The following is a 22,892-nucleotide window of genomic DNA, read 5'->3' on the forward strand; positions in this document are numbered from 1 at the left end:
CGCTACCAGAAAGCCTGCTTAATTTGCATTGTAATTCCAGCTTTTGGACTGAATTATCGCTGAGTAAGGTAAAATGCGAAGTGAAGCAGGCCAGACAATCGCTGGTTGCCGTGATTTATCACAGCGACGGGAGGAAGGTCCGGACTCCATAGAGCAGGGTGACGGCTAACGGCCGTACGTTGAAAGCCAGGGTGCAAGCCAGGGTATAAGACGAGGAATAGGGCCACAGAGACGAGCGTATTAAGTTACGGTGAAACGCGGTAACCTCCACCCGGAGCAATTTCAAATAGGCACGCGTTGATGTGGCTCGCGGAGCGTGCGGGTAGAAAGCTTGAGCGGCGGAGCAATCCGTCGCCTAGAGGAATGATTGTCATAGCAGACGGCAGCAATGTCTTATGCCGTAACAGAATCCGGCCTACCGGCCTGCTTTATTTTTACTTTGTTGCAGCGCAGTGTTTTTTCTTGCTGCTGTAACGGCGATCAGTCACGTATTTTTTCGCTTCTTCGCTTCTTCTCATCTCCATTTCCACCCATTCTCCCCATTTTCTTTTACATCAAATACCGCTTGCCTTGATTAAAATGGCATGTTGTCTGATGACTGACTGGTCAGTATCCTGCTGTAGATTGTCTCTACCAAGCATCATTCCCTGCAAGCAAGTCATTGCACGTAAAATACCGGTGGTACACTGGATGCAGATAATAAATCGACGCATTTCAAACAAACTATTGCATACGCATGGAGACTGGCGGCATTCGAAAAGAGCGTGACGCGCCTATACTGGCCCTTGCGCTTTGTATCTGCCTGATCGCTGCTGCGATCATCGGGCAGAGCTGGTGGTCAATGGCGCAAGACAAGTCGCTGACGATCAATGCTGCTCAGGAGCATAATTTCCTGGCCGTGCGTATTCTCGAAGAACATGCCAGCGAAGTCCTGAACGATGCCCGTCAGGTCATGAATGTCGTTAGCGATGAGGTGATGACCGAAACCAGGCTGCTGCCCAGCGACGAAGCCCTGATACGCCAGATGTTGCTCAGGCAGCGCCAGGAATCTGAATTCATCAACACCCTTTCCCTGATCAACCTGGATGGCAAGCGCTGGGTCAGCAGTGAAAAGACTGAATTGCCACCAGAAGCGCAGCACAGTCTTGCCCATCTTAAATATCTGCTTGATAACCCCACCGACACCAAGGCAGTGCTTGGCAAGCCCTTTCGACTGGCAAATAACGGACACTGGGTATTGCCTATTGCAAAAAGTTTTTTTGATCTGAACGGGCAACAACTTGGACTGATACAGATAGATGTCGATCTGAGCTATTTCCAGGATTTTTACGAACGCATCGCGCAGGGCAGCGGAGCCACGATCGCCTTGCTGGATGAAGCCGGCCATGTACTAACCGGGACGGCAGACGTGGCCAGATCCGACAAGACCGGTGAAGGGTTTCCGGCATCGGTGGTCGGGCAGATACGGCAAAGTAAGTCGACCGAGGGGGCACTCAAGGACGACAGTTCCGACGGACGAAATTTGTTGATCAGTTATCGCAAGATCAGTGAATTCCCGCTCACCCTGCTGTATTCAAGAGAAATGAAGGCCATCCTGACCGACTGGAACGCCAGGGTGACACAAAAAATCATCGTGACCTCGGTAACAGCGGGCTTCATTTTTATCCTGGCATTGCTGTTGCTGTGGCAGATCCGTCATTTGCGTGATTCCAGAAGCCGGCTGCTGGCCAGTGAAAGCCGCTATCGCCACCTGTTCCAGGGTGCGCAGGACGCCATTTTGCTGATAGGGCGCGACTATACCTATGTCGACTGTAATCCCGCCGCTGCCAGCCTGTTTGGATTGAACAGCATGAGTGATGTGATAGGGCAAAAAGTAGGCCGGTTTTCACCCAGCGATCAGCAGGTCAGCGGTCAGGATAGCCGCGACCGTGATCTGCTGGTCGTGACCTTGACAGACCGTGCCTTTAAAGGGGAGGCTCCGCGTTTCGAATGGTCAACCATACGCAATGAACAAATTCAATACAATGAAATTTCCCTGACCAGGGTAGAAGTCAATGGCGAAGTGCTGGTCTTTTGCGTGGTGCGGGATATCAACGCACGCAAATATACCGAGTTGCTGATAGAAGGACAAAATCAGTTACTGCAACTGATGAGCGGTGACGAAGATTTACCCTTCATACTGGAAGCCACCAGCCAGTTTGTAGAAAAGCTCTGTCCGCACTGGCGTTGTGGCATACAGTTGCTGTCAGAAGACCGGCGCAGTTTTGCCCAGGCAACCGGCAGCCGTTTTCCCGGCGTTTTGCTGAAACAGATCCCCGGCATGACGGTCAGTCATGGCAGCGGCATCTGGTCCGAGGTCGTGCTGACCACGAAACCTGCCTACCTGCCTGATTTTCTACATGCACCGGCCATGCAGTTCGTCAACGATGTGGAAACCCTGTCCGAATTCGGCTCTTGCTCTGCTTCACCGATCTTTGGTAAAAATGGGCAGTTATTGGGTAGTTTTACCCTGTTTTCATACAGTAAACAGGCTTTAAGTGAAAAAGACCTGGGCCTGATACGTATCACCGTCGATATTGCCGGGATTGCCATTGAAGGCCGCCGTTCGGAAAAGAAAATCCTGCAACTGGCACATTATGATGAATTGACCGGTCTGCCCAACCGTTTCCTGTACAACCAGCATTTGTCGCGGTCGCTGGCGATTGCCGAGCGTAACCGCAGTCAACTGGCCGTGCTCTTCCTCGATCTGGATCGTTTCAAAAACATCAACGACACCTTTGGACATGATGAAGGTGATCAGGTCTTGCGTACGGTTGCCCGCAGTTTCCGTGCGTGCCTGCGTGAGTCTGACATCATTGCCAGGATAGGCGGTGATGAATTTATCTTGTTGATCGATCAGTTCAGTGAGGCCCGGGATCTGGGAGATGTCGCCGATAAATTGCTGTTTGAAGCTGCCCAGCCATTTGAAATCAATGGTCAGGAGTGTCAGTTAAGCGCCAGTATCGGCATCGCCACCTTCCCCGCCGATGGGAAAGATGCCCAGACCTTGCTGAAAAATGCCGACATCGCCATGTACCGGGCAAAAAACAAGGGCAAGGACAATTACCAGTTCTATGCCTCGGAAATGAATACCCATACCGTGGAAAGACTGGCATTTGAAGCAAGATTGCGCAAGGCACTGGAAAGACGCGAATTCGTGGTCCATTACCAGCCCAAGCTTGATGTCGTCAGTGGCCGCATAGTCGGTGCCGAGGCGCTGGTACGCTGGAACCATCCTGAGCGTGGTCTGCTGTCGCCGGTAGACTTTATTGCCCTGGCAGAGGAAGCCGGGCTGGTAGCCCGACTGGGCATGCTGGTGCTGGACATTGCCTGCCGCGACATTCTTAGTTTCAGGGCGGTGGACAAGGATTTTGGGCGGGTTGCCGTCAATTTATCGGGTGCGCAGTTCAACGATGCCCATATGCTCGACGAAGTCAAAAGTGTTGTTGATTTCTGGCGTGTACCCTCGAATTCCATCGAGTTCGAGATTACCGAAAGCATGGTCATGCACAATCGCGAGCAGGCGATAGCGCTGATGGATGGCCTCAAGGATGCCGGCTTTACCCTGTCAATTGATGATTTTGGTACTGGTTACTCATCGCTGGCTTACCTCAAGCGTTTCCCGGTCGACAGCGTCAAGGTGGACCGGTCCTTCATCAAGGATATTCCGGATGATCCGAATGACACCGCCATCGTCCTGGCCATTGTCGCCATGGCACATACACTGGGCATCAAGGTGATTGCTGAAGGCGTCGATTCCGCCACCCAGCTCGCCACTTTGCGTGAATGCAAATGTGATGAATATCAGGGTTTTTACTTCAGCAAGGCCGTGCCGGACAAGGAATTCCTGCAGCTATTACAGCGCCAGACCAGGCTGGGCATGCCAGGCTGCTAGTCTTCCTCGTGTTGCCGTCGGCATGGCCACCGATGGCGAGCCTGCATTTTTATCTGATCATTTTCGCAAAATACGGGCTCTTGCTGGCAGGATAGAGCACTTTATATGATAATGCGAGGCGTTTTAGTTTTTGGTCTCGTTTCAGCAGCAGAAAGTTTTACCTCAGACAAGTTTCCTTTCTTTGCAGCATTTTCATTGCCTCATACCCGTTTCATTACGGTATCAGCGGGCAAACACATGGTTATATGTGAGATGCTACCTTCACTATATTTCGTAAGTCTCTAATTTATCAGGATAAATTGGAAAAGCGCTACCTCAAGTAGTTGCGCTAAGTCATTGACTTCATTAGAGAATTTCCCAATTTACCTCTGAAATGTGCTTGACCACGCTCAAGTCATCCTCTAAAGTGGGCAATAGTGTGAAAAAGTGTAATTTTGTGGAACAAATATTCCAAATTCGCTTACATTCCACACTTAATTCCAAACTGAGTTTTTAAGATTAATCGGTACGACAGGTTTTCAGGGTAAAGGTAGACAGCGTGTTTCAGGGGGCGTCCTCACTCAATCTCGATGCAAAAGGCAGAATGTCCATTCCTGCCCGGCATCGTGACGCGCTCAATGTGCAGTGCGAAGGCCGCATCACCCTGACCCGCCACCCTGACGGATGTCTGCTGCTGTTTCCGCGCCCTACATGGGAATCCCACCGTGAGCAAATCGCCGCCTGGCCAATTCAGGCGCGTGACTGGAAGCGTATTTTTCTTGGCAACGCCTTTGATGTGGAAATGGATAGTGCTGGCCGTATTCTGGTGGCACCTGAATTGCGAAATGCCGTTGGCATGCAGCGCGATGTCATGCTGCTGGGCATGGGTAGTCATTTCGAGATCTGGGACGCCGGCAAGCTGGCAGAAAACGAAGCGAAAGCCATTGCTGGCGGCGCTCCTGATGTATTAAACAATTTTTCTTTCTGATCGCAGGCAATGAGTATTCAGCAAGCGGCAGATTTTACGCACCAGACTGTGCTGTTGCATGAGGCTGTAGACGCCCTCGGCATCACGGATCAGCGTGCCAGCGGAATATATGTAGACGGCACCTTTGGCCGTGGCGGACATAGCCGCCTGATCCTGTCGCAACTGGCCACCGATGGCCGCCTGATTGCCTTTGACAAAGACACGCAGGCCATTGCCAGTGCGGCAGAAATTCAGGATACGCGTTTCCATATAGTGCATGACAGTTTTGCCACCATAGGCCAGGCCCTGCCGGATTGTGGCGTAGGCAAGGTTGACGGCATTTTGATGGATTTGGGCATTTCATCTCCCCAGGTGGATGACGCTACCAGGGGCTTCAGCTTCCGGTCAGACGGTCCGCTGGACATGCGCATGGATACCACGCGGGGCATTTCCGCAGCCGAATGGCTGGAAACTGCCGAAGAGCAACAAATTACGGAGGTTATAAAAGATTATGGGGAAGAACGGTTTGCTTTTCAGATTGCAAAGGCGATTGTTGCTCGCCGGCAGGCAGAGCCCATTCGTGGAACACGACAGCTCGCAGAAATCGTCGCACACGCCGTCAAAACTCGCGAGAAGGGTAAAGACCCGGCAACTCGCACCTTTCAGGCTATACGGATTTTCATCAATCAGGAACTTGAAGATCTCGAAATAGGCCTGGCGGCAGCGTACGCAGCGCTGGCACCGCATGGGCGCATGTCGGTGATCAGCTTTCATTCACTGGAAGACCGGATAGTGAAGCAGTTTTTCGCCTCCAAAGTGAAAATGGAACAGCCTGATCGTCGCCTGCCCATCCGTCACGCAGATTTGCCGCAGCCGCAAATGCGCCTGTTGAACCGCATCAAACCGTCCGAGGCGGAAGTAAGTGCCAATCCGCGCGCCAGGTCAGCCATCCTGCGGGTTGCCGAACGTTTGCCGGAGGCAGTATGAGTACCCGCCTCAACATCATCCTGGCGATAGCACTGATTGCCTGTGCGCTATCACTGATCAATTCGCAGTATCAGGCACGACGCCTGTTTATTGAAGTGGAAAGAGAACAAAGCCTTGCCAAGCAATATGAATTGCAATGGACCCAGCTCAAGCTCGATCAGTCTACCTATGGCAAGCATTCGCGCATAGAGGCAACTGCCGTACGTGAGCTCGATATGGTGGCGGTGACGCCAGAGCGTACGCAATACCTGAAAGCGGTGGAGGGAAAATGAGTCGCACAGCCAACGCCCCACGTACCGCCGCTGCACGCGGTGTCGCCTTTTCATCCAGCCCGGTGCTGGATGTGAAGCTGCCGACCTGGCGTTCCCGTTTCATTCTGTTTCTCTTGTTCGCAGCCTTCATTGCGCTGATTGCCAAAGCCCTGTATTTGCAGGGTTTTACCAATGACTTCCTGAAACAGCAGGGGGCCAACCGCTATGCCCGCACGCTGGAATTGCCAGCCACCCGTGGCAAGATCACTGACCGTAATGGCCAGGTGCTGGCTTCGTCGGTACCGGTCAAAGCCATCTGGGCCATCCCTGATGATGTGTTGGAAGCACCAAAAGAAAAGATACAGCAACTTGCCCAGTTGCTGGACATGACCGAAGCTGAACTGCGTAAAAAACTGGATTCTGACCGTCAGTTTGTCTACCTGAAACGTCAGGTGGAAACAGCGGTGTCGGACAAGGTATTGGCCCTGGCCATACCTGGCATAGAAACCCGTAAGGAATACAAGCGTTTCTATCCCGAAGGCGAAGTCATGGCCCATGTGGTCGGCTTTACCAATGTGGAAGATATAGGACAGGAAGGTATAGAGCTGGCATCGGAAAAAAACCTGGCGGGCAAGACCGGGAGTCGCCGTGTCATCAAAGACAGGCTGGGCCATATCGTTGAAGATATACAGGCCGTGCGCGAACCGCATGACGGCAAGGACCTGACCCTGTCGATAGACAGCAAGATCCAGTACATCGCCTTCACCCACCTGAAAGAAGCGGTGGAAAAACACAAGGCGAAAGCCGGTGGTGCTGTCGTGCTGGATGTGAAAACCGGTGAAGTGCTGGCCCTGGTCAACTTGCCGACCTACAACCCGAACGACAGGTCAGTACTGACTGGCGCACAACTGCGCAACCGCGTCATGACCGATACCTTTGAGCCAGGTTCGACCATGAAACCAATTACGGTCGCCCTGGCGCTGGAATCGGGACGGGTTACACCAGATACCATGATACAGACAGCGCCAGGTGTGATGGCGATCGGCCCTGCACTGATTCATGATGCGCATAAGCAGGGCATGTTGTCGGTTGCCCAGGTGATACAGAAATCTTCGAACATAGGCACGGCCAAGATGGCCCTGCAAATGCCGCCACAGGAAATGTGGGAAATGTTTACGACAGTAGGCTTTGGGCAGCAACCGAAATTTGGTTTCCCCGGCGCAGTTGCCGGTCGCTTGCGCAACTTCAAGAGCTGGCGTCCGATTGAGCAAGCCACCATGAGCTATGGCCATGGTATTTCCGTATCCTTGATACAGATGGCCAGGTCCTACATGATTTTTGCCAGAGATGGTGACATGATACCGCTGACTTTTCAGAAATCTACTGAGACCCCGACCGGGTCTCGTGTCATTTCCGAAAAGACAGCAAGACAATTGCGCGCCATGATGGAATCCGTTACCGAACCTGGTGGCACCGCCACCCAGGCGCGGATTGCAGGTTACCGCGTTGCCGGCAAGACCGGCACTGCCCACAAGCTGGAAGGTGGGCGTTATGTGAATAAATACATTGGCGACTTTATCGGTTTTGCACCAGTGTCCAATCCGCGTGTGATTGTGGCCGTGATGATCGACGAGCCCAGCGTCGGTGGTTATTACGGTGGCACCGTCGCCGCCCCGGTTTTCGCGGCAATTACAGCCAATATTTTGCGGTCTATGAACATACCGCCAGACTCATCAGTCGTCAATATTATTCCTGACAACAGCGTACAGGAAAGCATGTGATGACTAACAAGAATGTAACCATGAATGAACTGCTGGACTGGCTGAAACAAGTGGCGCCCAAGGCGCAACTGAGCTCAGACTCGCGCAACATACAGGCAGGCGACGTATTTTTCGCCCTGCGTACCCCTATCAATGACGGGCGGCAGCATATCACCCATGCCGTGGCTAATGGTGCCGTTGCTGTGGTGTATGAAGCGGACAATTTTACCTGGGATGACAGCATTGCCCTTCCTCACCTTGCCGTAGAAAACCTGCTGCTGCTGGCCGGGCCGGTCGCGCACGCCTGGTATGGTCAGGCTGACAGTGACTGGTTCAATGTTGCCGTAACCGGCACCAATGGCAAGACCTCATGTTCACAATGGATAGCCCGCGCACTGTCTTTGAATGGGACACCGTCTGCCGTCATCGGCACCCTGGGCACAGGTATTTATACCAATGGCACATCAGGACAACTGGCAGAAACCGGCTACACCACGCCAGATGCCATCGGCCTGCAACAGAAAATTGCGCAACTTAAACAGGATGGCGCTCAGGCACTGGCCATCGAAGCATCTTCCATCGGTCTGCATCAAGGGCGGCTGAACGGCCTGCATTTTGATGTTGCAGTGTTGACCAATTTGACGCGTGATCATCTTGATTACCACGGTGATATGGGAGCCTATGCCGAATCCAAGGCAGGTCTTTTTGATTGGCCGGGGCTGGGCATGGCGGTGCTTAATCTGGATGATGCATTTGGTTTGCAACTGGTAGAGCGGGTGCAGGCATCGCAGGCTACTACCCGTATTATCGGTTACAGCCTGGACAAGAACACTGTTCCCGGTATCGACGTGCTGACCGCCAGTAATCTGAAAACAAATTATGCTGGCACCAGCTTTCACCTCGAATCGCCGTTTGGGTCTGGTTTGGTGAAGACGCAACTGATAGGCAAATTCAATATCAGCAATATCCTCGCAGTGATGGCGGTATTGCTGGGCAAAGGCGTGGCCTGGAACAAGGCCGTGTCCATCATAGAAAAACTCAATCCGGTGCCGGGTCGCATGCAATTATTGGGTACGGCTGGGCATGTCATGGTGGTTATTGACTATGCGCATACACCTGATGCACTGGAAAAAACCCTGGAAGCATTGCAACAGGTCGCTCAGGAAAGAGATGGCAAATTATGGTGCGTCTTTGGCTGCGGTGGTGACCGTGATCCCGGCAAGCGTCCGCAAATGGGCAAGATCGCCGAAAGCGCCAGCCATGTCGTGGTGACCAGCGATAATCCGCGTAGTGAAGATCCGACTGCGATTATTCAGGACATCCTCAAAGGCATGAGCGGCACGCCGCAAGTGATAGAAGACCGGGCGAACGCCATCCTGTATGCGATTAAACATGCAGACCATCACGATGTGGTTTTGCTGGCCGGTAAGGGGCATGAAACCTATCAGGATATCAATGGCAAGAAATGGCCATTTTCTGATGAAGAACATGCAGCCCTGGCGTTGGCAACAGTTGCCACCAGCGGCAATATGAAGAGGGGGAACTGATGCAATTTTCCCTGCATGATCTGTTGCCAGCGATAAAAGGTGCAAGCCTGCAAGGCAATGCCGCCATCACTGGTTTGACGACAGACAGTCGCAAGATACGCGCTGGTGATGTATTCGTCGCCTTGCGCGGCGAAAATTTTGATGCGCATGACTTTCTGCCTCAGGCCGCAGCGGCTGGTGCGGCAGCAGTTATTGCCGAAGCCCTGCCTGCGGGATTTGCCTTGCCGGCGCTGGTGGTGCCCGACACCAAATTGGCCCTGGCCGAAGTAGCACGTTTCTGGCGTCAGCAATTTAGCCTGCCTGTCATTGGTGTGACTGGCAGCAATGGTAAAACTACCGTCAAGGAAATGATTTCCTCTATCCTGGCAGCAGCGTTTGGTCAGGATGGCAGACTGGCGACCAGCGGTAACCTGAACAATGAAATAGGTGTGCCATTGACTGTCATGCAATTGCATGCCGGTCACCAGGCGGCCGTCATAGAAATGGGCATGAACCATCCTGGCGAAATCGCCTTGCTGGCGTTTGCCGCCATGCCTACCGTAGCACTGGTCAACAATGCCCAGCGAGAACATCAGGAATTCATGCAGACCGTAGAAGCCGTGGCAAGAGAAAACGGTGTCGCCATCCAGTCTTTACCTGATGCAGGTGTGGCCGTATTCCCAGCCGGTGATGAATACAGCGCTTTATGGCAATCCTTTGCGTCTGAGCGCGGTCAGCGTAAAACCCTGACTTTTGGCCTGTCAGCTGATGCTGATGTGCAGGCTACCTATACCCCTAGCGTGTTTGGCAGTGATTTACAAATGCTGGTGGCGGGGCAGCCTCTGTCAGTCCGTCTGAATGCAGCAGGTAAACACAATGTATTGAATGCATTGGCGGCAGCAGCTTGCTGCCATGCGATAGGTGTAGAAAATAGTGCCATCGTCGCCGGACTGGAGAATTTTGCACCGGTGAATGGTCGTCTGCAACGCAAGCAGGCTGCGTGTGGCGCAACGGTTATCGATGACAGCTATAACGCCAACCCGGATTCAGTCCGCGCCGCAATTGACGTGCTGGCGCAGATCGATGGTCCGACCATACTGGTGCTGGGCGATATGGGTGAAGTCGGCGAGAACGGTGCGCAATTCCACCAAGAAATTGGCGACTATGCCCGCCAGCGCGGTATTCCGCGCCTGTTGCTGCTGGGCGAACTGGTGGCACATACCGCCAGCGCTTATGGTGCAGATGCCCAGCATTTTGCCAGTATGGAAGCCTTATGCAAGGCACTGGATGAGCAGGTAGTGGCGGATGCCACGGTGCTGGTGAAGGGTTCCCGTTTCATGAAAATGGAAAGAGCAGTAGCGCATCTCTTGGCAGCGAGCGGAACAAATACATTACAACAAAAAACAATAGGGAATCATTAGCATGTTGCTCTGGTTGGCTGAACTTTTCAAACAGGATATAGGCTGGCTGCGCGTCTTCGGGTTTATTACCTTTCGCGCAGTGTTTGCCACGATGACGGCCATCTCGATAGGTATTTTTGCCGGTCCTGCTGTGATACGCATGCTGACCCGCATGAAGGTCGGCCAGGCTGTGCGCAGCTATGGCATGGAAACACATCTGGTCAAATCCGGCACCCCGACCATGGGCGGGGTATTGGTGTTGATTTCCATCGGCATTTCCACCCTGCTGTGGGGGGACCTGAGTAACCGCTTTATCTGGGTCGTGATGATTGTTACGCTGGGCTATGGTGCAGTCGGCTGGGTCGATGATTACCGCAAGGTAGTTCATAAAGATCCGGAAGGCATGCGCTCGCGTGAAAAATATTTCTGGCAATCCCTGATCGGCTTGATAGCAGCTTTTTACCTGGCGTTTTCAGTGTCGGCACCCAGCAATTCCAAAGTGCTGGAGTTGTTTATTGCCTGGGTACAGTCCGGTTTCAATATGGATTTGCCACCGAAAGCAGATTTGATCGTGCCTTTCTTTAAATCGGTCAGTTATCCACTGGGTGTCTGGGGTTTTATCGCGCTGACCTATTGCGTGATAGTCGGCACCAGTAATGCGGTCAATTTTACCGATGGTCTGGATGGCCTGGCCATCATGCCCACCATCATGGTGGGTTCTGCCCTGGGGCTGTTTGCGTATCTGACGGGGAATGTAGGCTATGCCAAATACCTGTTGATACCGCATATACCAGGTGCTGGCGAATTGCTGATTTTCTGTGGTGCGATGGCAGGCGCTGGCCTGGCCTTCCTCTGGTTCAATGCCCATCCGGCCCAGGTATTTATGGGTGACGTTGGTGCGCTGGCCCTTGGCGGTGCGCTGGGTACGGTGGCTGTCATCGTCAGACAGGAAATTGTCCTGTTCATCATGGGCGGTATTTTTGTCGCTGAGACCCTGTCAGTCATGTTGCAGGTATCGTATTTCAAGTACACAAAGAAAAAATATGGCGAAGGCCGCCGCCTGTTCCTGATGGCGCCGCTGCACCACCATTTTGAAAAGAAGGGATGGAAAGAAACCCAGGTAGTCGTGCGTTTCTGGATCATCACCATGTTGCTGGTTTTGCTGGGTTTGTCTTCACTGAAGTTGCGTTAAATTTATTGTGCCATGCGCTGATTGTGAGCATGGCTTATCAGACGTCTGTTGTTTGTTTTGATTGATAGAAATAGTGGTTATGGATTTTTCGGGAAAACATGTCTTGGTTCTGGGCCTGGGTGAAACCGGGCTGGCAATGGCGCAATGGCTGCTGCGCGCCGGCGCGCGCCTGCGTGTTGCCGATACCCGCGAAACTCCGGACAGGCTGGCTCAGTTACAAAAACTTCAGACTCTTCCTGAGCAGATCGAATTTATCGGTGCAGCCTTCAACACCACTTTGCTGGACGATATTGATCTGGTAGCCGTCAGCCCCGGTTTGTCACCCTTGCGTGAACTGCAAGACCTGCTACCGGCTGCCAATGAAAAATCCATACCGGTCTGGGGCGAAATCGAATTGTTTGCCCAGGCTCTGTTGGCATTGAAGGCCGAACGCGATTATCAACCCAAAGTTATCGCCATCACCGGCACCAATGGCAAGACCACGGTGACCAGCCTGGTTGGTTTGTTGGTGGAACGTGCCGGCCTGACTGTCAAAGTGGCTGGCAACATCAGCCCGGCGGTACTGGATGTCTTGAGAGAATGTCTGGACCAGGATGCTTTACCCCAGGTCTGGGTGCTTGAGCTGTCCAGCTTCCAGTTGCATACCACGCATAGCCTGCAAGCTGATGTCGCCACCGTATTGAATATCACCCAGGATCACCTGGACTGGCATGGCAGCCTGCAAGCCTACTGCGCAGACAAGGCACGCATTTTTGGCGAACAGACTTTGCAGGTACTGAACCGTGATGATGCACTGGTCATGGCCATGGCCAAAACACATGGCAATGCCGTAAGCTTTGGTGTCAATGCCCCCAAACATCTGGCTGACCTGGGTTTGCTGAATGAACACGGCATGGGTTGGCTGGCAGTTGCCAATGCTGCTGAAGATGCGCCCGTGGTAAGCAATAGCCGTCGCAAGAAAAAAGAAGTGGAAGAAATTCCTACCATGGTCACCCGCCTGATGCCGACCGATGCACTGCAAATTCGTGGTCAACATAATGCCGCGAATGCCCTGGCTGCACTGGCGCTGTGCCGTGGCATAGGGTTGTCGTTCGCCCCTTTGCTGCATGGCTTGCGTGATTACAAAGGCGAACCGCACCGTGTCGAACAGGTTGCCCAGGTTGCCGGTGTTGATTACATTGATGACAGCAAAGGCACCAATGTCGGTGCCACCGTGGCAGCCCTCAAAGGTTTGGGACAACAATCCGATGCCTTGCACAAACGTATCATCCTGATTGCCGGTGGTGAAGGCAAGGGGCAGGATTTTTCTCCTCTGGCAGATCCGGTGGAGCGGTATACCAAGGCTGTCATCCTGATCGGCAAGGCAAAAGAAGAATTGCAGCGGGCACTGGCGGTTACCAATGTTTCCTTGCATGACGTCGCCAATCTGGAAATGGCAGTACAGGCCGCAGCAGAAATCGCCGCAGACGGTGATATCGTCTTGCTGTCACCAGCCTGTGCCAGCCTTGACATGTTCCGCAATTATGCCCACCGCGCCCAGGTGTTTGTGGATGCGGTACGGGAAATTGCATTGGCCCGGGGAGAGGTGTGCTGATGAAACAGCTACTATTGCCCCTGCAAAAATGGTCACCATTCGGCAGCCCACCGTCGAATACCAATCTGGTCAGTCGCTCCAAGATGATGGACTACGATCAGCCCCTGGTCTGGGTCACCATCATTCTCATGCTGTTTGGCATGGTGATGGTGTATTCCGCTTCGATTGCATTGCCAGATTCGCCTAAGTACGCAAATTACAAAAATTCGCACTTTCTGATCCGTCAGGCGATTTTTGTGGTCGTGGCGCTGATTGCTGGCGCACTGGTATTCCGTATTCCGCTGGCAACCTGGCAGAAATATGCACCTTACCTGTTTGTCGGCACGCTGGTGTTGCTGGTAGCGGTGCTGATACCTGGCTTGGGCAAGGGCGTGAATGGTGCCAAGCGCTGGTTGTCATTCAAGGTGTTTAACTTGCAGCCATCCGAATTGATGAAATTGTTCATGGTTCTGTATGCCGCCGACTATACCGTACGCAAACAGGAATACATGCACAAACTGACCAAGGGCTTTGTGCCCATGCTGGCGGCAGTTGGTGTGGTGGGCTTGCTGCTGTTGCTGGAACCTGACCTGGGTGCTTTTGGTGTCATCGTCTGTATCGCCATGGGTATTCTGTTTTTGGGGGGCATCAATGGCGTCTGGTTTGGTGGTATCGCGGCAACTCTGGTCGGTATCTTCACCTCGGTGATCTTGCTGTCGCCGTGGAGGCGTGAACGTATTTTTGCCTACCTGAGCCCATTTGAAGAAGATCATGCACTGGGTAAGGCTTACCAGCTCACGCATTCCCTGATCGCTTTTGGCCGGGGCGAATTATTTGGTGTAGGTCTGGGTGCCAGTGTGCAAAAACTGCATTATCTGCCAGAAGCACATACGGATTTTCTGCTGGCTGTCATCGGAGAAGAGCTGGGCTTCGTTGGTGTCATGGCGGTGGTGCTTTTATTTTACTGGCTGCTCAAGCGCGCTTTTGAAATTGGCCGTCAGGCTATCGCCCTGGACCAGACTTTTGCCGGGCTTACCGCCAAGGGCATAGGTATATGGATAGGTGTGCAGGCTTTTATCAATATGGGCGTCAACCTGGGATTGTTGCCAACCAAGGGTTTGACTTTACCCTTGATGAGTTATGGTGGATCAGGTGTCATGATTAATTGTGTAGGGCTGGCGATACTGTTGCGCGTGGATTATGAAAACCGCGTCCTGATGCGTGGAGGCCGCGCATGAGCCAATTCGCCAAAAAAATGCCCAAAAAATTATTGATCATGGCAGCCGGCACCGGTGGACATATTTTCCCCGGACTGGCGATTGCCGACATCATGCGCGAGCGTGGCTGGCAAGTCAGCTGGCTGGGCACGCAAATCGGCATGGAAGGGCAGATAGTCCCCAAGCACAATATCGCCATGGACAATATTGATTTCTCTGGCCTGCGTGGCAAGGGTTTGTCGCATACGGTCAGCGGCGCTTTCAAGCTGGTCAAGAGTTTCTTTAGCTGCTTTGGCATCATCGGTCGTCGCCAGCCGGACGTGGTCTTGGGCATGGGTGGCTATGTCACGGTGCCTGGCGGCATGATGGCCGCCTTGCGTGGCAAACCTGTAGTCCTGATGAATGCTGACGCTGCCTTGCTGTTGTCGAACAAGGCTTTGCGTCCTTTCGCCAGCAAATTATTGTTTGGCCTGCCATCGGCAACGGTGACTGCCGATAAAAAAACAGAAGTGATCGGCAACCCGATACGTAAAGAAATTTGCGAATTGCCGGTGCCGGCAATTCGCTATGCAGCACGCACCGGCCCTTTGCGCATACTGGTGGTGGGTGGCAGCCTGGGTGCCAAAGTATTGAATGATGCAGTACCGCAAGCACTGGCCTTGTTGCCAGAAGCCCAGCGTCCAGTGATAACACATCAGTCTGGTAAACAGCATATAGAAGCCTTGCGCCAGAGTTATGCGCAGGCAGGTGTACAGGCCGAAGTACTGGATTTTATTGACGACATGCCACGCCGTTATGCCGAAGCAGATCTGGTGATATGCCGTGCCGGTGCGATCACCGTATCTGAATTAACGGCTGCCGGTGTGGCTAGCATGCTCGTGCCCTTCATGGCATCGAGTACCTCGCACCAAAAAGAAAACGCCATCTGGATGGCAGGGCAGAAAGCCGCCGTCCATTTGCCACAAACTGAATTAAGCCCAGCTTTGCTGGTAGAGAAATTAAGAGTGCTGGACAGAGCGCAATGCCTGGCGATGGCTGAAACAGCCTACGCCCTGGGGCAGCGCGAAGCCAGTGCCAATATTGCCCATATTCTGGAAGCATTAGCATGAAACACAAAGTCAAACACATCCATTTTGTAGGCATAGGCGGCTCAGGCATGAGTGGTATCGCCGAAGTCTTGCTGAACCTTGGTTACACCATTTCCGGTTCTGACCTGGGCAGCAATGCTGCATCGAAACGTCTGGCACAATTGGGTGCCAAGGTGATGCTGGGTCATACGGCTGACAATATTGAAGGTGCCGATGCGGTCGTAACCTCGACCGCAGTCAAGGGTGACAATCCGGAAGTCATCGCTGCGCGTGCCAAACATATCCCCATCGTGCCACGTGCGATGATGCTGGCCGAGCTCATGCGTCTGAAAAGCGGTATCGCGATTGCCGGCACGCATGGCAAGACAACCACCACCAGTCTGGTGGCCAGTGTGTTGGCGCAGGGTGGACTTGATCCTACTTTCGTGATTGGTGGTTTGCTTAATAGTGCCGGTGCCAATGCCAAACTGGGCAGCGGTGATTTCATCGTTGCCGAAGCGGATGAATCAGATGCTTCTTTCCTGAATCTGCTGCCGGTGATAGAAGTCATCACCAATATCGATGCCGACCATATGGAAACCTATGGCCACGATTTTGCCCGTCTGAAGCAGGCATTCATAGAATTTACCCAGCGCCTGCCATTTTATGGTGTGGCCGTTTTGTGCCTGGACGATGCGAATGTGCGTGAAATCATGCCTTTCGTCTCCAAACCTATCGTCACCTACGGTTTTCATGAAGATGCCGACGTGCGTGCCGTGGATGCTACGGCATCTGGTGGCAAGATGCATTTCACAGTCGTGCAAGATGGCTATGAGAATATGCAAGTCAGCCTGAACCAGCCTGGTATGCACAATGTACAAAATGCCTGCGCCGCGATAGCGATTGCGCGTGAAGTTGGCGTCAGTGATGAAGCGACACAAAAAGCCCTGAGTGATTTCAACGGGGTCGGGCGCCGGTTTACCCGTTATGGAGAAATCACCTTGGCCAATGGCGGTACTTTTGCCCTGGTGGATGACTATGGTCACCATCCGGTGGAAATGGCAGCAACGCTGGCAGCGGCACGTGGTGCCTACCCCGGTCGCAGACTGGTACTGGCTTTCCAGCCACATCGCTATACCCGTACCCGTGATCTGTTTGAAGATTTTGTGCGCGTGATTTCTGATGCAGATGCAGTAGTGCTGGCAGAAGTGTATGCGGCAGGTGAAGCGCCGATACTGGCGGCAGATGGCCGTTCCCTGTCCCGCGCTTTGCGTGTAATGGGCAAGGTAGAGCCGGTATTTGTCGAAGATATGCAAGAAATGCCCGATAGTATTCTGCGGGTATTGAAAGACGGCGATGTGGTCATCGTCATGGGTGCGGGTTCCATTAACGCTGTGCCAGCAAAACTGGCACAGCCGGTATGAAAAACTAAATGATCAAAATATCATGAGCGAATTGAATGTGAAATCACTGGGGAAAGTAGGCGTGCTGTTTGGTGGCCGTTCGGCCGAGCGCGAAATTTCCATCATGTCCGGCACCGGCGTATTGCAAGCCCTGCTTAGCAAAGGGGTTGATGCCCATCCGTTTGATACGGCCGAGCGCAACATTGCGGAACTGGCAGCAGAAAAATTTGACCGCGTATTTATCGCCCTGCATGGCCGTTATGGTGAAGATGGCAGTTTGCAGGGTGTGCTGGAGCAGTTGAACATTCCCTACACCGGCAGTGGCGTAATGGCGTCTGCCATTGCCATGGACAAGATATTTACCAAACGTATCTGGCAAACCCATGGTTTGCCGACCCCTGCTTATGCGGTACTGACTGCGGAAACAGAATTGCGTCGCGTACCTGATGAACTCGGTCTGCCACTTATCATCAAGCCGCCACATGAAGGCTCTACCATAGGCATTACCAAGGTCAAAGGCTATTCCGACATGCAGGAAGCCTATGCCCTGGCAGCGCAGTTTGATGAAGTAGTACTGGCAGAAGAATTTGTCGAAGGTCGTGAACTGACCGTGGCGATATTAGGTAAGGGCAGGCAGGCCTATGCCTTGCCAATTACCGAGATCGTCGCGCCGGAAGGCAATTACGATTACCAGAACAAGTACTTTACGGATAACACCAAATATTTGTGCCCGGCACCACTGGACCAGACTCTGACGGATGAGATACGCAAGATGGCAGTGGATGCTTACCTTTCACTGGATTGTGAAGGCTGGGCACGGGTTGACGTGTTGCTGCGCAAATCGGATAACAAGCCTTTCCTGCTGGAGATCAATACTTCGCCAGGTATGACCGGTCATTCGCTGGTGCCGATGGCGGCAAAGGCAGTAGGAATGAGTTACGAAGATTTATGTGTAGAGATTTTGAGAACGGCGAGTCTGAAAATCAGATCTGAAGTGAAAAAGTAAAACGGTAAAACCTGAAAAATGTGGCATGACACCAAATTGATGAATAACACGGCAAACGCATTGTTTGCCTTGGTGTTGCTCATTCTGGTGATGTCGGGTGTGTGGTGGTTGATACAAAGGCCGATTTTTACCTTGCGTGTGATACGGGTGGAAGCGGCCAATACCAGCAATGCCGCCAATGCAGGAAATGCCAGCAATGGTGGCGCCTTGCGGCATGTCAGTGCACTGACGATCAGGAACACCGCCCTGCCCAAAATCAGGGGGAATTTTTTTACGGCGAATCTGGATTCGGTGCGTGCCGCTTTTGAAACCGTGCCCTGGGTACGCAAGGCCAGTGTGCAAAGGGAGTGGCCGAACAAATTGGTGGTGACGCTGGAAGAACATATTGCCATGGGTACCTGGGGTGAAGCGGGTCAGTTGATTTCTGTGAAAGGTGATGTATTCACCGCCAATCTGGCAGAAGCAGAAGAAGATGCCGACCTGATCGCCCTCAGCGGGCCGGATGGCAGCGAGAAAGAAGTGCTGGCGCAGTATCAGGAATTTAAAACCTGGTTTGCCAAAGTCAGTCTGGAACCAGAGATTGTGAATTATTCCAGCCGCTATGCCTGGAGCCTGAAATTGAACAATGGCATGCAGGTGCAGTTAGGCAGGGTGCAGGATGGAACGACGCTCAAGAGCAGGGTAGATAAATTGATGACGATCTACCCGCAGTTGATCGCCAGTTTGCAGGACAGTATTGAAAGTGTGGACATGCGTTATCCGAATGGTCTGGCGCTCAAATCGAGTCATAGCAATATCGGATTGAAAAAGCAAACAAAAGCAAGTGGAAAGACATGACAAAAGACGCTAAAAATCTGATCGTTGGTCTCGATATCGGCACCTCAAAAATTGTGGCGGTAGTGGCAGAAGTCATGCCTGATGGTCGCCATGAAGTCATCGGCCTTGGACAGCACGAATCCAAGGGGCTGAAAAAAGGGGTGGTCGTCAATATCGAAGCGACAGTGGAATCTATACAGCGGGCGCTGGAAGAGGCCGAGCTGATGGCCGACTGCAAGATTCGTCATGTCTATACCGGCATAGCGGGCAGCCATATCCGCAGTTTCAATTCCAGCGGCATGGTCGCCATCAAGGACAAGGAAGTCACCGCAGCCGATGTCTCGCGTGTGATTGAAACTGCCAAGGCGGTCAACATTCCGACTGACCAGCAGTTGCTGCATACCCTGCCGCAAGAATTTATCGTTGACAGTCAGGACGACGTGCGCGAACCGATAGGCATGAGCGGCATCCGTCTGGAAGTCAAAGTGCATATCGTCACCGGTGCCGTGTCGGCGGTGCAGAACATCGTCAAGTGCGTACGCCGTTGTGGGCTGGAAGTATCTGACCTGATTTTGCAGCCTATGGCATCTGCCGAAGCAGTGCTGACCAAGGATGAAAAAGAACTCGGCGTGGTGCTGATCGATATCGGTGGTGGTACTACCGACGTGGCGGTTTTCAGCGAAGGCGCAATCCGTCATACCGCAGTGATCCCTATCGCTGGTGACCAGATCACCAATGATATTGCAATGGCCCTGCGTACACCGACATCGGAAGCAGAAGAAATCAAGGTACGTTTTGGTGTCGCCAAGCAGGTGCTGGCAGACCCGTCGGATACGCTGGAAGTGCCGGGTCTGGGCGATCGCGGTCCGCGTTCATTGTCACGCCAGGCATTGGCTGCCGTCATTGAACCGCGTGTTGAGGAATTGTTTGCGCTCGTGCATCAGGTAGTACGTGAATCCGGTTATGAAGATGTGCTGTCTTCGGGCATCGTTCTGACTGGTGGTTCTGCTGCCATGCCGGGCATGGTTGAAATGGCCGAAGATATCTTTCTGAAGCCGACCAGATTAGGTATGCCAGCGTACAGTGGGCAATTGGCAGATGTGGTACGCAGCCCGCGTTACGCCACAGTTTTGGGGTTGTTGTTGGAAGCGAAGAAGCAGTATTTGCGTGGTCATCTGGTCACACGGCAGGAAGGTTCTGCCAAAGCGGTCTGGCAACGCATGAAAGAGTGGTTTTTAGGGAATTTTTAGCTTGTATTTTGTATCTAAATTGGTGTAGTCCTTTTATAATAGTTCGATATACAGTTATTAGTCGCTAGTCGTCACATTTGGTGATGCCTAGCGACTGATAACTGCCTACCTGGAGGAGTCATGATGGAGTTCGATATGGTTGATAACGCCACACAAGGCACCGTAATTAAGGTTGTCGGCGTGGGCGGTGCAGGCGGCAATGCAATCCAGCATATGATTAACAAAGGCGTTTGCGGTGTTGAGTTCATCGCCGCCAATACAGATGCGCAGGCACTCTTGCTGTCCAAAGCGCATAACGTCATACAGATCGGTGAAACCGGTCTGGGTGCAGGTATGAAACCTGAAGTCGGTCGCAAGCTGGCGGAAGATTCCCGTGCACGTATTGAAGATGCATTGCGCGGCGCGCACATGGTCTTCATCGCCGCCGGTATGGGTGGTGGTACAGGTACTGGTGCAGCACCTATCGTTGCCCAGGTTGCCAAGGAATTGGGCGCGCTGACAGTCGCGGTGGTATCCAAGCCTTTTTCTTATGAAGGCAAAAAATGCATGGACATCGCCGACGAAGGTCTGGAAGCGCTGTCCCAGCATGTGGATTCACTGATCATCATTCTCAACGAAAAACTCGAAGAGATTTATGAAGACGACAGCATGATCGAATGGCTGCAACACGCCGATGATGTACTCAACAATGCCGTAGCCGGTATTGCTGAAATCATCAACGTGCCTGGTCATATCAACGTCGATTTCAATGACGTGAAAACCATCATGGGCGAGCAGGGTAAAGCCATGATGGGTACGGCAACCGCTTCTGGCGTTGACCGTGCACGCATTGCAGCCGAACAGGCAGTTGCTTCACCTCTGCTGGATGGTATTGATCTGTCTGGTGCACGTGGTGTGTTGGTGAATGTGACTGCCAGCCGTGGTCTCAAGGGTAAAGAGATCAAGGAAGTCATGGCAGCGGTACGCGCCTTCGCCGCACCGGATGCATCTATTGCACAAGGTATTGCGTATGACGACACCATGGGTGACGACATCCGCGTAACGGTCGTGGCAACTGGTCTGGGTCGTGGCAAGAAAAATATCCAGCTGGTACAAACACCGGTATTGCGTACAGGTACCCACAATGAGCCAGTGATGGCCAGCCCTGTTATGACATCCGGCACTATTTCCACCGGTAGTGTAGGAACAGGATTTGATGGCCTGAGCAAACCAGCCGTATGGCGTCGCGAATCAGCGTCAGAAACAGTACGTGCGCTGGAAAAAAATGGCATGGAAACATATGACATTCCGGCTTTCCTGCGCAAGCAGGCGGACTGATGTTTTGAGTCTCCAGAACAACGCCAGTTTCGAAAGAAACTGGCGTTTTTTTATTGGGGGATTGAAAAACTAGACCAAAAAGCCAGACCAAAAAGCTCACCACAGAGACACAGAGGCACAGAGAAAAGCAAGAGAAAAGCAATTCATATCTTGATGCAGTCTCTTGCATTTTTTCATACAACTATTCATCAATGGTTACTAAATCATGGAAAAGTGCCTTCTTTCTCTTGCCTTACTCTGTGGTGTAGTAGGGAATTCGTGCGGCATGCCGCGCGCCTGCGAAACGAAGGCTGCTTGCAAGCAGCCTTTCCTTTCTCTGTGTCTCTGTGGTGAGAGGTCTTAAGTATTATCCTTTTAACTCCTGCAAGAAAATTCTAGCTCAGGCATACTGGCGTCCTTCACTGTCGGTGTTGATATGGCGCAAACTTCGTGCATCTACGTGGGAGCCGCATTCAGCAAGGCTTTGAATATCCGAATACTTATCTAGGGAGCATAAAATGACAATCAAGATTGGCGATACCCTGCCTGAAGGCAGTCTGGCAGAATTTATTGAAGTGGAATCCGAAGGATGTTCACTGGGACCAAATACCTTTAACGTGTCCGACCTGACCAAAGGTAAGACCATCGCCATTTTTGGTCTGCCTGGTGCTTATACACCAACTTGTTCCGCCAAGCATGTGCCTGGTTATATCGCCAATGCCGCAGCCTTGCAAGCCAAGGGCGTGGATGAAATCTGGTGCATCTCCGTCAATGACGCATTCGTCATGGGCGCATGGGGCCGTGATCAAAAAGCCACCGGCATCGTACGCATGATGGCTGACGGCAATGCGGCTTTCAGCAAGGCCCTGGGCCTGGATGCTGATTTCAGCAAATTCGGCATGGGCACACGCTCACAGCGTTATTCCCTGCTGGCAGTAGATGGCGTGGTCAAGCAACTCAATATTGAAGAAGGCGGCAAGTTCGAAGTATCGAACGCAGAAACACTGCTGGCACAACTGGGCTAATCCTGATTCTGTCATCATCAGTAGTAAAAAACGGCGCTGCACCTGAGCGCCGTTTTTTATTTCACGTAGTGTTGGTACAGAATTTGGCTGACGTTCACTGCGGCTCCCTACCCCTACAGCGAGTTTCCCTACCGAACAAGCGGGTTCAGCATATGCCGGTGCTTTCCGTAAATCGCTTCACTTTTCCTTCACCTGGCTTCCTGTCGGGACCTGGGAAAAGGGGTTTCTCCAGGCGTCGTCACA

17 protein-coding genes and 1 other RNA gene are annotated in these 22,892 nt (G+C 52.6%); all 18 read left to right on the top strand.

Translation table 11 applies throughout. The annotated features are described in order from the left end of the window. Positions 1-82: 82 nt before the first annotated feature. Positions 83-434: RNase P RNA component class A (rnpB, locus tag ACO0LK_RS00765), an RNA gene on the top strand. A 302-nt stretch (positions 435-736) separates the two neighbouring features. Further along, positions 737-3,934, top strand: a complete 3,198-nt coding sequence (locus ACO0LK_RS00770) for an EAL domain-containing protein (RefSeq protein WP_422971221.1) — start codon at positions 737-739, stop codon at positions 3,932-3,934. Positions 3,935-4,472: 538 nt separating this feature from the next. After that, positions 4,473-4,901: a division/cell wall cluster transcriptional repressor MraZ gene (mraZ, locus tag ACO0LK_RS00775; RefSeq protein WP_186946959.1), complete on the top strand. Its 429-nt coding sequence runs from the start codon at positions 4,473-4,475 to the stop codon at positions 4,899-4,901. A gap of 9 nt (positions 4,902-4,910) precedes the next feature. Then, positions 4,911-5,867, top strand: coding sequence for a 16S rRNA (cytosine(1402)-N(4))-methyltransferase RsmH (gene rsmH / locus ACO0LK_RS00780; protein ID WP_422971223.1), 957 nt, complete (start codon positions 4,911-4,913; stop codon positions 5,865-5,867). Continuing rightward, positions 5,864-6,139, top strand: coding sequence for a cell division protein FtsL (ftsL, locus tag ACO0LK_RS00785; RefSeq protein ID WP_186946961.1), 276 nt, complete (start codon positions 5,864-5,866; stop codon positions 6,137-6,139). Before rsmH ends, ftsL begins: the two co-directional genes overlap by 4 nt. Next, positions 6,136-7,899: a peptidoglycan D,D-transpeptidase FtsI family protein gene (locus ACO0LK_RS00790; protein WP_422971226.1), complete on the top strand. Its 1,764-nt coding sequence runs from the start codon at positions 6,136-6,138 to the stop codon at positions 7,897-7,899. The genes ftsL and ACO0LK_RS00790 overlap by 4 nt, the downstream gene beginning before the upstream one ends. Next, the gene (locus ACO0LK_RS00795; RefSeq protein ID WP_422971228.1) at positions 7,899-9,425 is read left to right on the top strand and encodes a UDP-N-acetylmuramoyl-L-alanyl-D-glutamate--2,6-diaminopimelate ligase; all 1,527 of its coding nucleotides are present in this window, start codon (positions 7,899-7,901) and stop codon (positions 9,423-9,425) included. The genes ACO0LK_RS00790 and ACO0LK_RS00795 overlap by 1 nt, the downstream gene beginning before the upstream one ends. Then, positions 9,425-10,825: a UDP-N-acetylmuramoyl-tripeptide--D-alanyl-D-alanine ligase gene (locus ACO0LK_RS00800; RefSeq protein WP_422971230.1), complete on the top strand. Its 1,401-nt coding sequence runs from the start codon at positions 9,425-9,427 to the stop codon at positions 10,823-10,825. The genes ACO0LK_RS00795 and ACO0LK_RS00800 overlap by 1 nt, the downstream gene beginning before the upstream one ends. A 1-nt stretch (position 10,826) precedes the next feature. Further along, positions 10,827-11,996, top strand: a complete 1,170-nt coding sequence (mraY, locus tag ACO0LK_RS00805) for a phospho-N-acetylmuramoyl-pentapeptide-transferase (protein WP_422971232.1) — start codon at positions 10,827-10,829, stop codon at positions 11,994-11,996. Between the two features lie 79 nt (positions 11,997-12,075). Then, the gene (gene murD, locus ACO0LK_RS00810; protein WP_422971234.1) at positions 12,076-13,590 is read left to right on the top strand and encodes a UDP-N-acetylmuramoyl-L-alanine--D-glutamate ligase; all 1,515 of its coding nucleotides are present in this window, start codon (positions 12,076-12,078) and stop codon (positions 13,588-13,590) included. A gap of 83 nt (positions 13,591-13,673) precedes the next feature. Continuing rightward, positions 13,674-14,807, top strand: a complete 1,134-nt coding sequence (gene ftsW, locus ACO0LK_RS00815) for a putative lipid II flippase FtsW (protein WP_422971823.1) — start codon at positions 13,674-13,676, stop codon at positions 14,805-14,807. After that, positions 14,804-15,895, top strand: coding sequence for an undecaprenyldiphospho-muramoylpentapeptide beta-N-acetylglucosaminyltransferase (gene murG / locus ACO0LK_RS00820; protein WP_422971236.1), 1,092 nt, complete (start codon positions 14,804-14,806; stop codon positions 15,893-15,895). Before ftsW ends, murG begins: the two co-directional genes overlap by 4 nt. Then, the gene (murC, locus tag ACO0LK_RS00825; protein ID WP_422971238.1) at positions 15,892-17,277 is read left to right on the top strand and encodes a UDP-N-acetylmuramate--L-alanine ligase; all 1,386 of its coding nucleotides are present in this window, start codon (positions 15,892-15,894) and stop codon (positions 17,275-17,277) included. Before murG ends, murC begins: the two co-directional genes overlap by 4 nt. 19 nt (positions 17,278-17,296) lie before the next feature. Next, positions 17,297-18,262 (top strand): D-alanine--D-alanine ligase, encoded by a 966-nt coding sequence (locus tag ACO0LK_RS00830; protein ID WP_422971825.1) that lies wholly within the window; start codon positions 17,297-17,299, stop codon positions 18,260-18,262. An 18-nt stretch (positions 18,263-18,280) separates the two neighbouring features. Continuing rightward, the gene (locus ACO0LK_RS00835; RefSeq protein ID WP_422971240.1) at positions 18,281-19,099 is read left to right on the top strand and encodes a cell division protein FtsQ/DivIB; all 819 of its coding nucleotides are present in this window, start codon (positions 18,281-18,283) and stop codon (positions 19,097-19,099) included. After that, positions 19,096-20,328: a cell division protein FtsA gene (ftsA, locus tag ACO0LK_RS00840; protein ID WP_186946971.1), complete on the top strand. Its 1,233-nt coding sequence runs from the start codon at positions 19,096-19,098 to the stop codon at positions 20,326-20,328. The genes ACO0LK_RS00835 and ftsA overlap by 4 nt, the downstream gene beginning before the upstream one ends. A gap of 123 nt (positions 20,329-20,451) precedes the next feature. Beyond that, positions 20,452-21,645, top strand: coding sequence for a cell division protein FtsZ (ftsZ, locus tag ACO0LK_RS00845; RefSeq protein WP_422971243.1), 1,194 nt, complete (start codon positions 20,452-20,454; stop codon positions 21,643-21,645). 497 nt (positions 21,646-22,142) lie between these two features. Then, positions 22,143-22,649 (top strand): peroxiredoxin, encoded by a 507-nt coding sequence (locus ACO0LK_RS00850; RefSeq protein ID WP_422971245.1) that lies wholly within the window; start codon positions 22,143-22,145, stop codon positions 22,647-22,649. Positions 22,650-22,892 lie beyond the last annotated feature (243 nt).

Origin of the sequence: Undibacterium sp. Ji49W (assembly GCF_049340205.1) — a bacterium.
Taxonomy (GTDB): domain Bacteria; phylum Pseudomonadota; class Gammaproteobacteria; order Burkholderiales; family Burkholderiaceae_D; genus Undibacterium.

Coding starts and splice junctions, on each gene's coding strand:
- ACO0LK_RS00770 (WP_422971221.1), top strand. CDS start 737: ATGGAGACTGGCGGCATTCGAAAAGAGCGTGACGCGCCTATACTGGCC.
- rsmH (WP_422971223.1), top strand. CDS start 4,911: ATGAGTATTCAGCAAGCGGCAGATTTTACGCACCAGACTGTGCTGTTG.
- ftsL (WP_186946961.1), top strand. CDS start 5,864: ATGAGTACCCGCCTCAACATCATCCTGGCGATAGCACTGATTGCCTGT.
- ACO0LK_RS00790 (WP_422971226.1), top strand. CDS start 6,136: ATGAGTCGCACAGCCAACGCCCCACGTACCGCCGCTGCACGCGGTGTC.
- ACO0LK_RS00795 (WP_422971228.1), top strand. CDS start 7,899: ATGACTAACAAGAATGTAACCATGAATGAACTGCTGGACTGGCTGAAA.
- ACO0LK_RS00800 (WP_422971230.1), top strand. CDS start 9,425: ATGCAATTTTCCCTGCATGATCTGTTGCCAGCGATAAAAGGTGCAAGC.
- mraY (WP_422971232.1), top strand. CDS start 10,827: ATGTTGCTCTGGTTGGCTGAACTTTTCAAACAGGATATAGGCTGGCTG.
- murD (WP_422971234.1), top strand. CDS start 12,076: ATGGATTTTTCGGGAAAACATGTCTTGGTTCTGGGCCTGGGTGAAACC.
- ftsW (WP_422971823.1), top strand. CDS start 13,674: ATGATGGACTACGATCAGCCCCTGGTCTGGGTCACCATCATTCTCATG.
- murG (WP_422971236.1), top strand. CDS start 14,804: ATGAGCCAATTCGCCAAAAAAATGCCCAAAAAATTATTGATCATGGCA.
- murC (WP_422971238.1), top strand. CDS start 15,892: ATGAAACACAAAGTCAAACACATCCATTTTGTAGGCATAGGCGGCTCA.
- ACO0LK_RS00835 (WP_422971240.1), top strand. CDS start 18,281: ATGTGGCATGACACCAAATTGATGAATAACACGGCAAACGCATTGTTT.
- ftsA (WP_186946971.1), top strand. CDS start 19,096: ATGACAAAAGACGCTAAAAATCTGATCGTTGGTCTCGATATCGGCACC.
- ftsZ (WP_422971243.1), top strand. CDS start 20,452: ATGGAGTTCGATATGGTTGATAACGCCACACAAGGCACCGTAATTAAG.
- ACO0LK_RS00850 (WP_422971245.1), top strand. CDS start 22,143: ATGACAATCAAGATTGGCGATACCCTGCCTGAAGGCAGTCTGGCAGAA.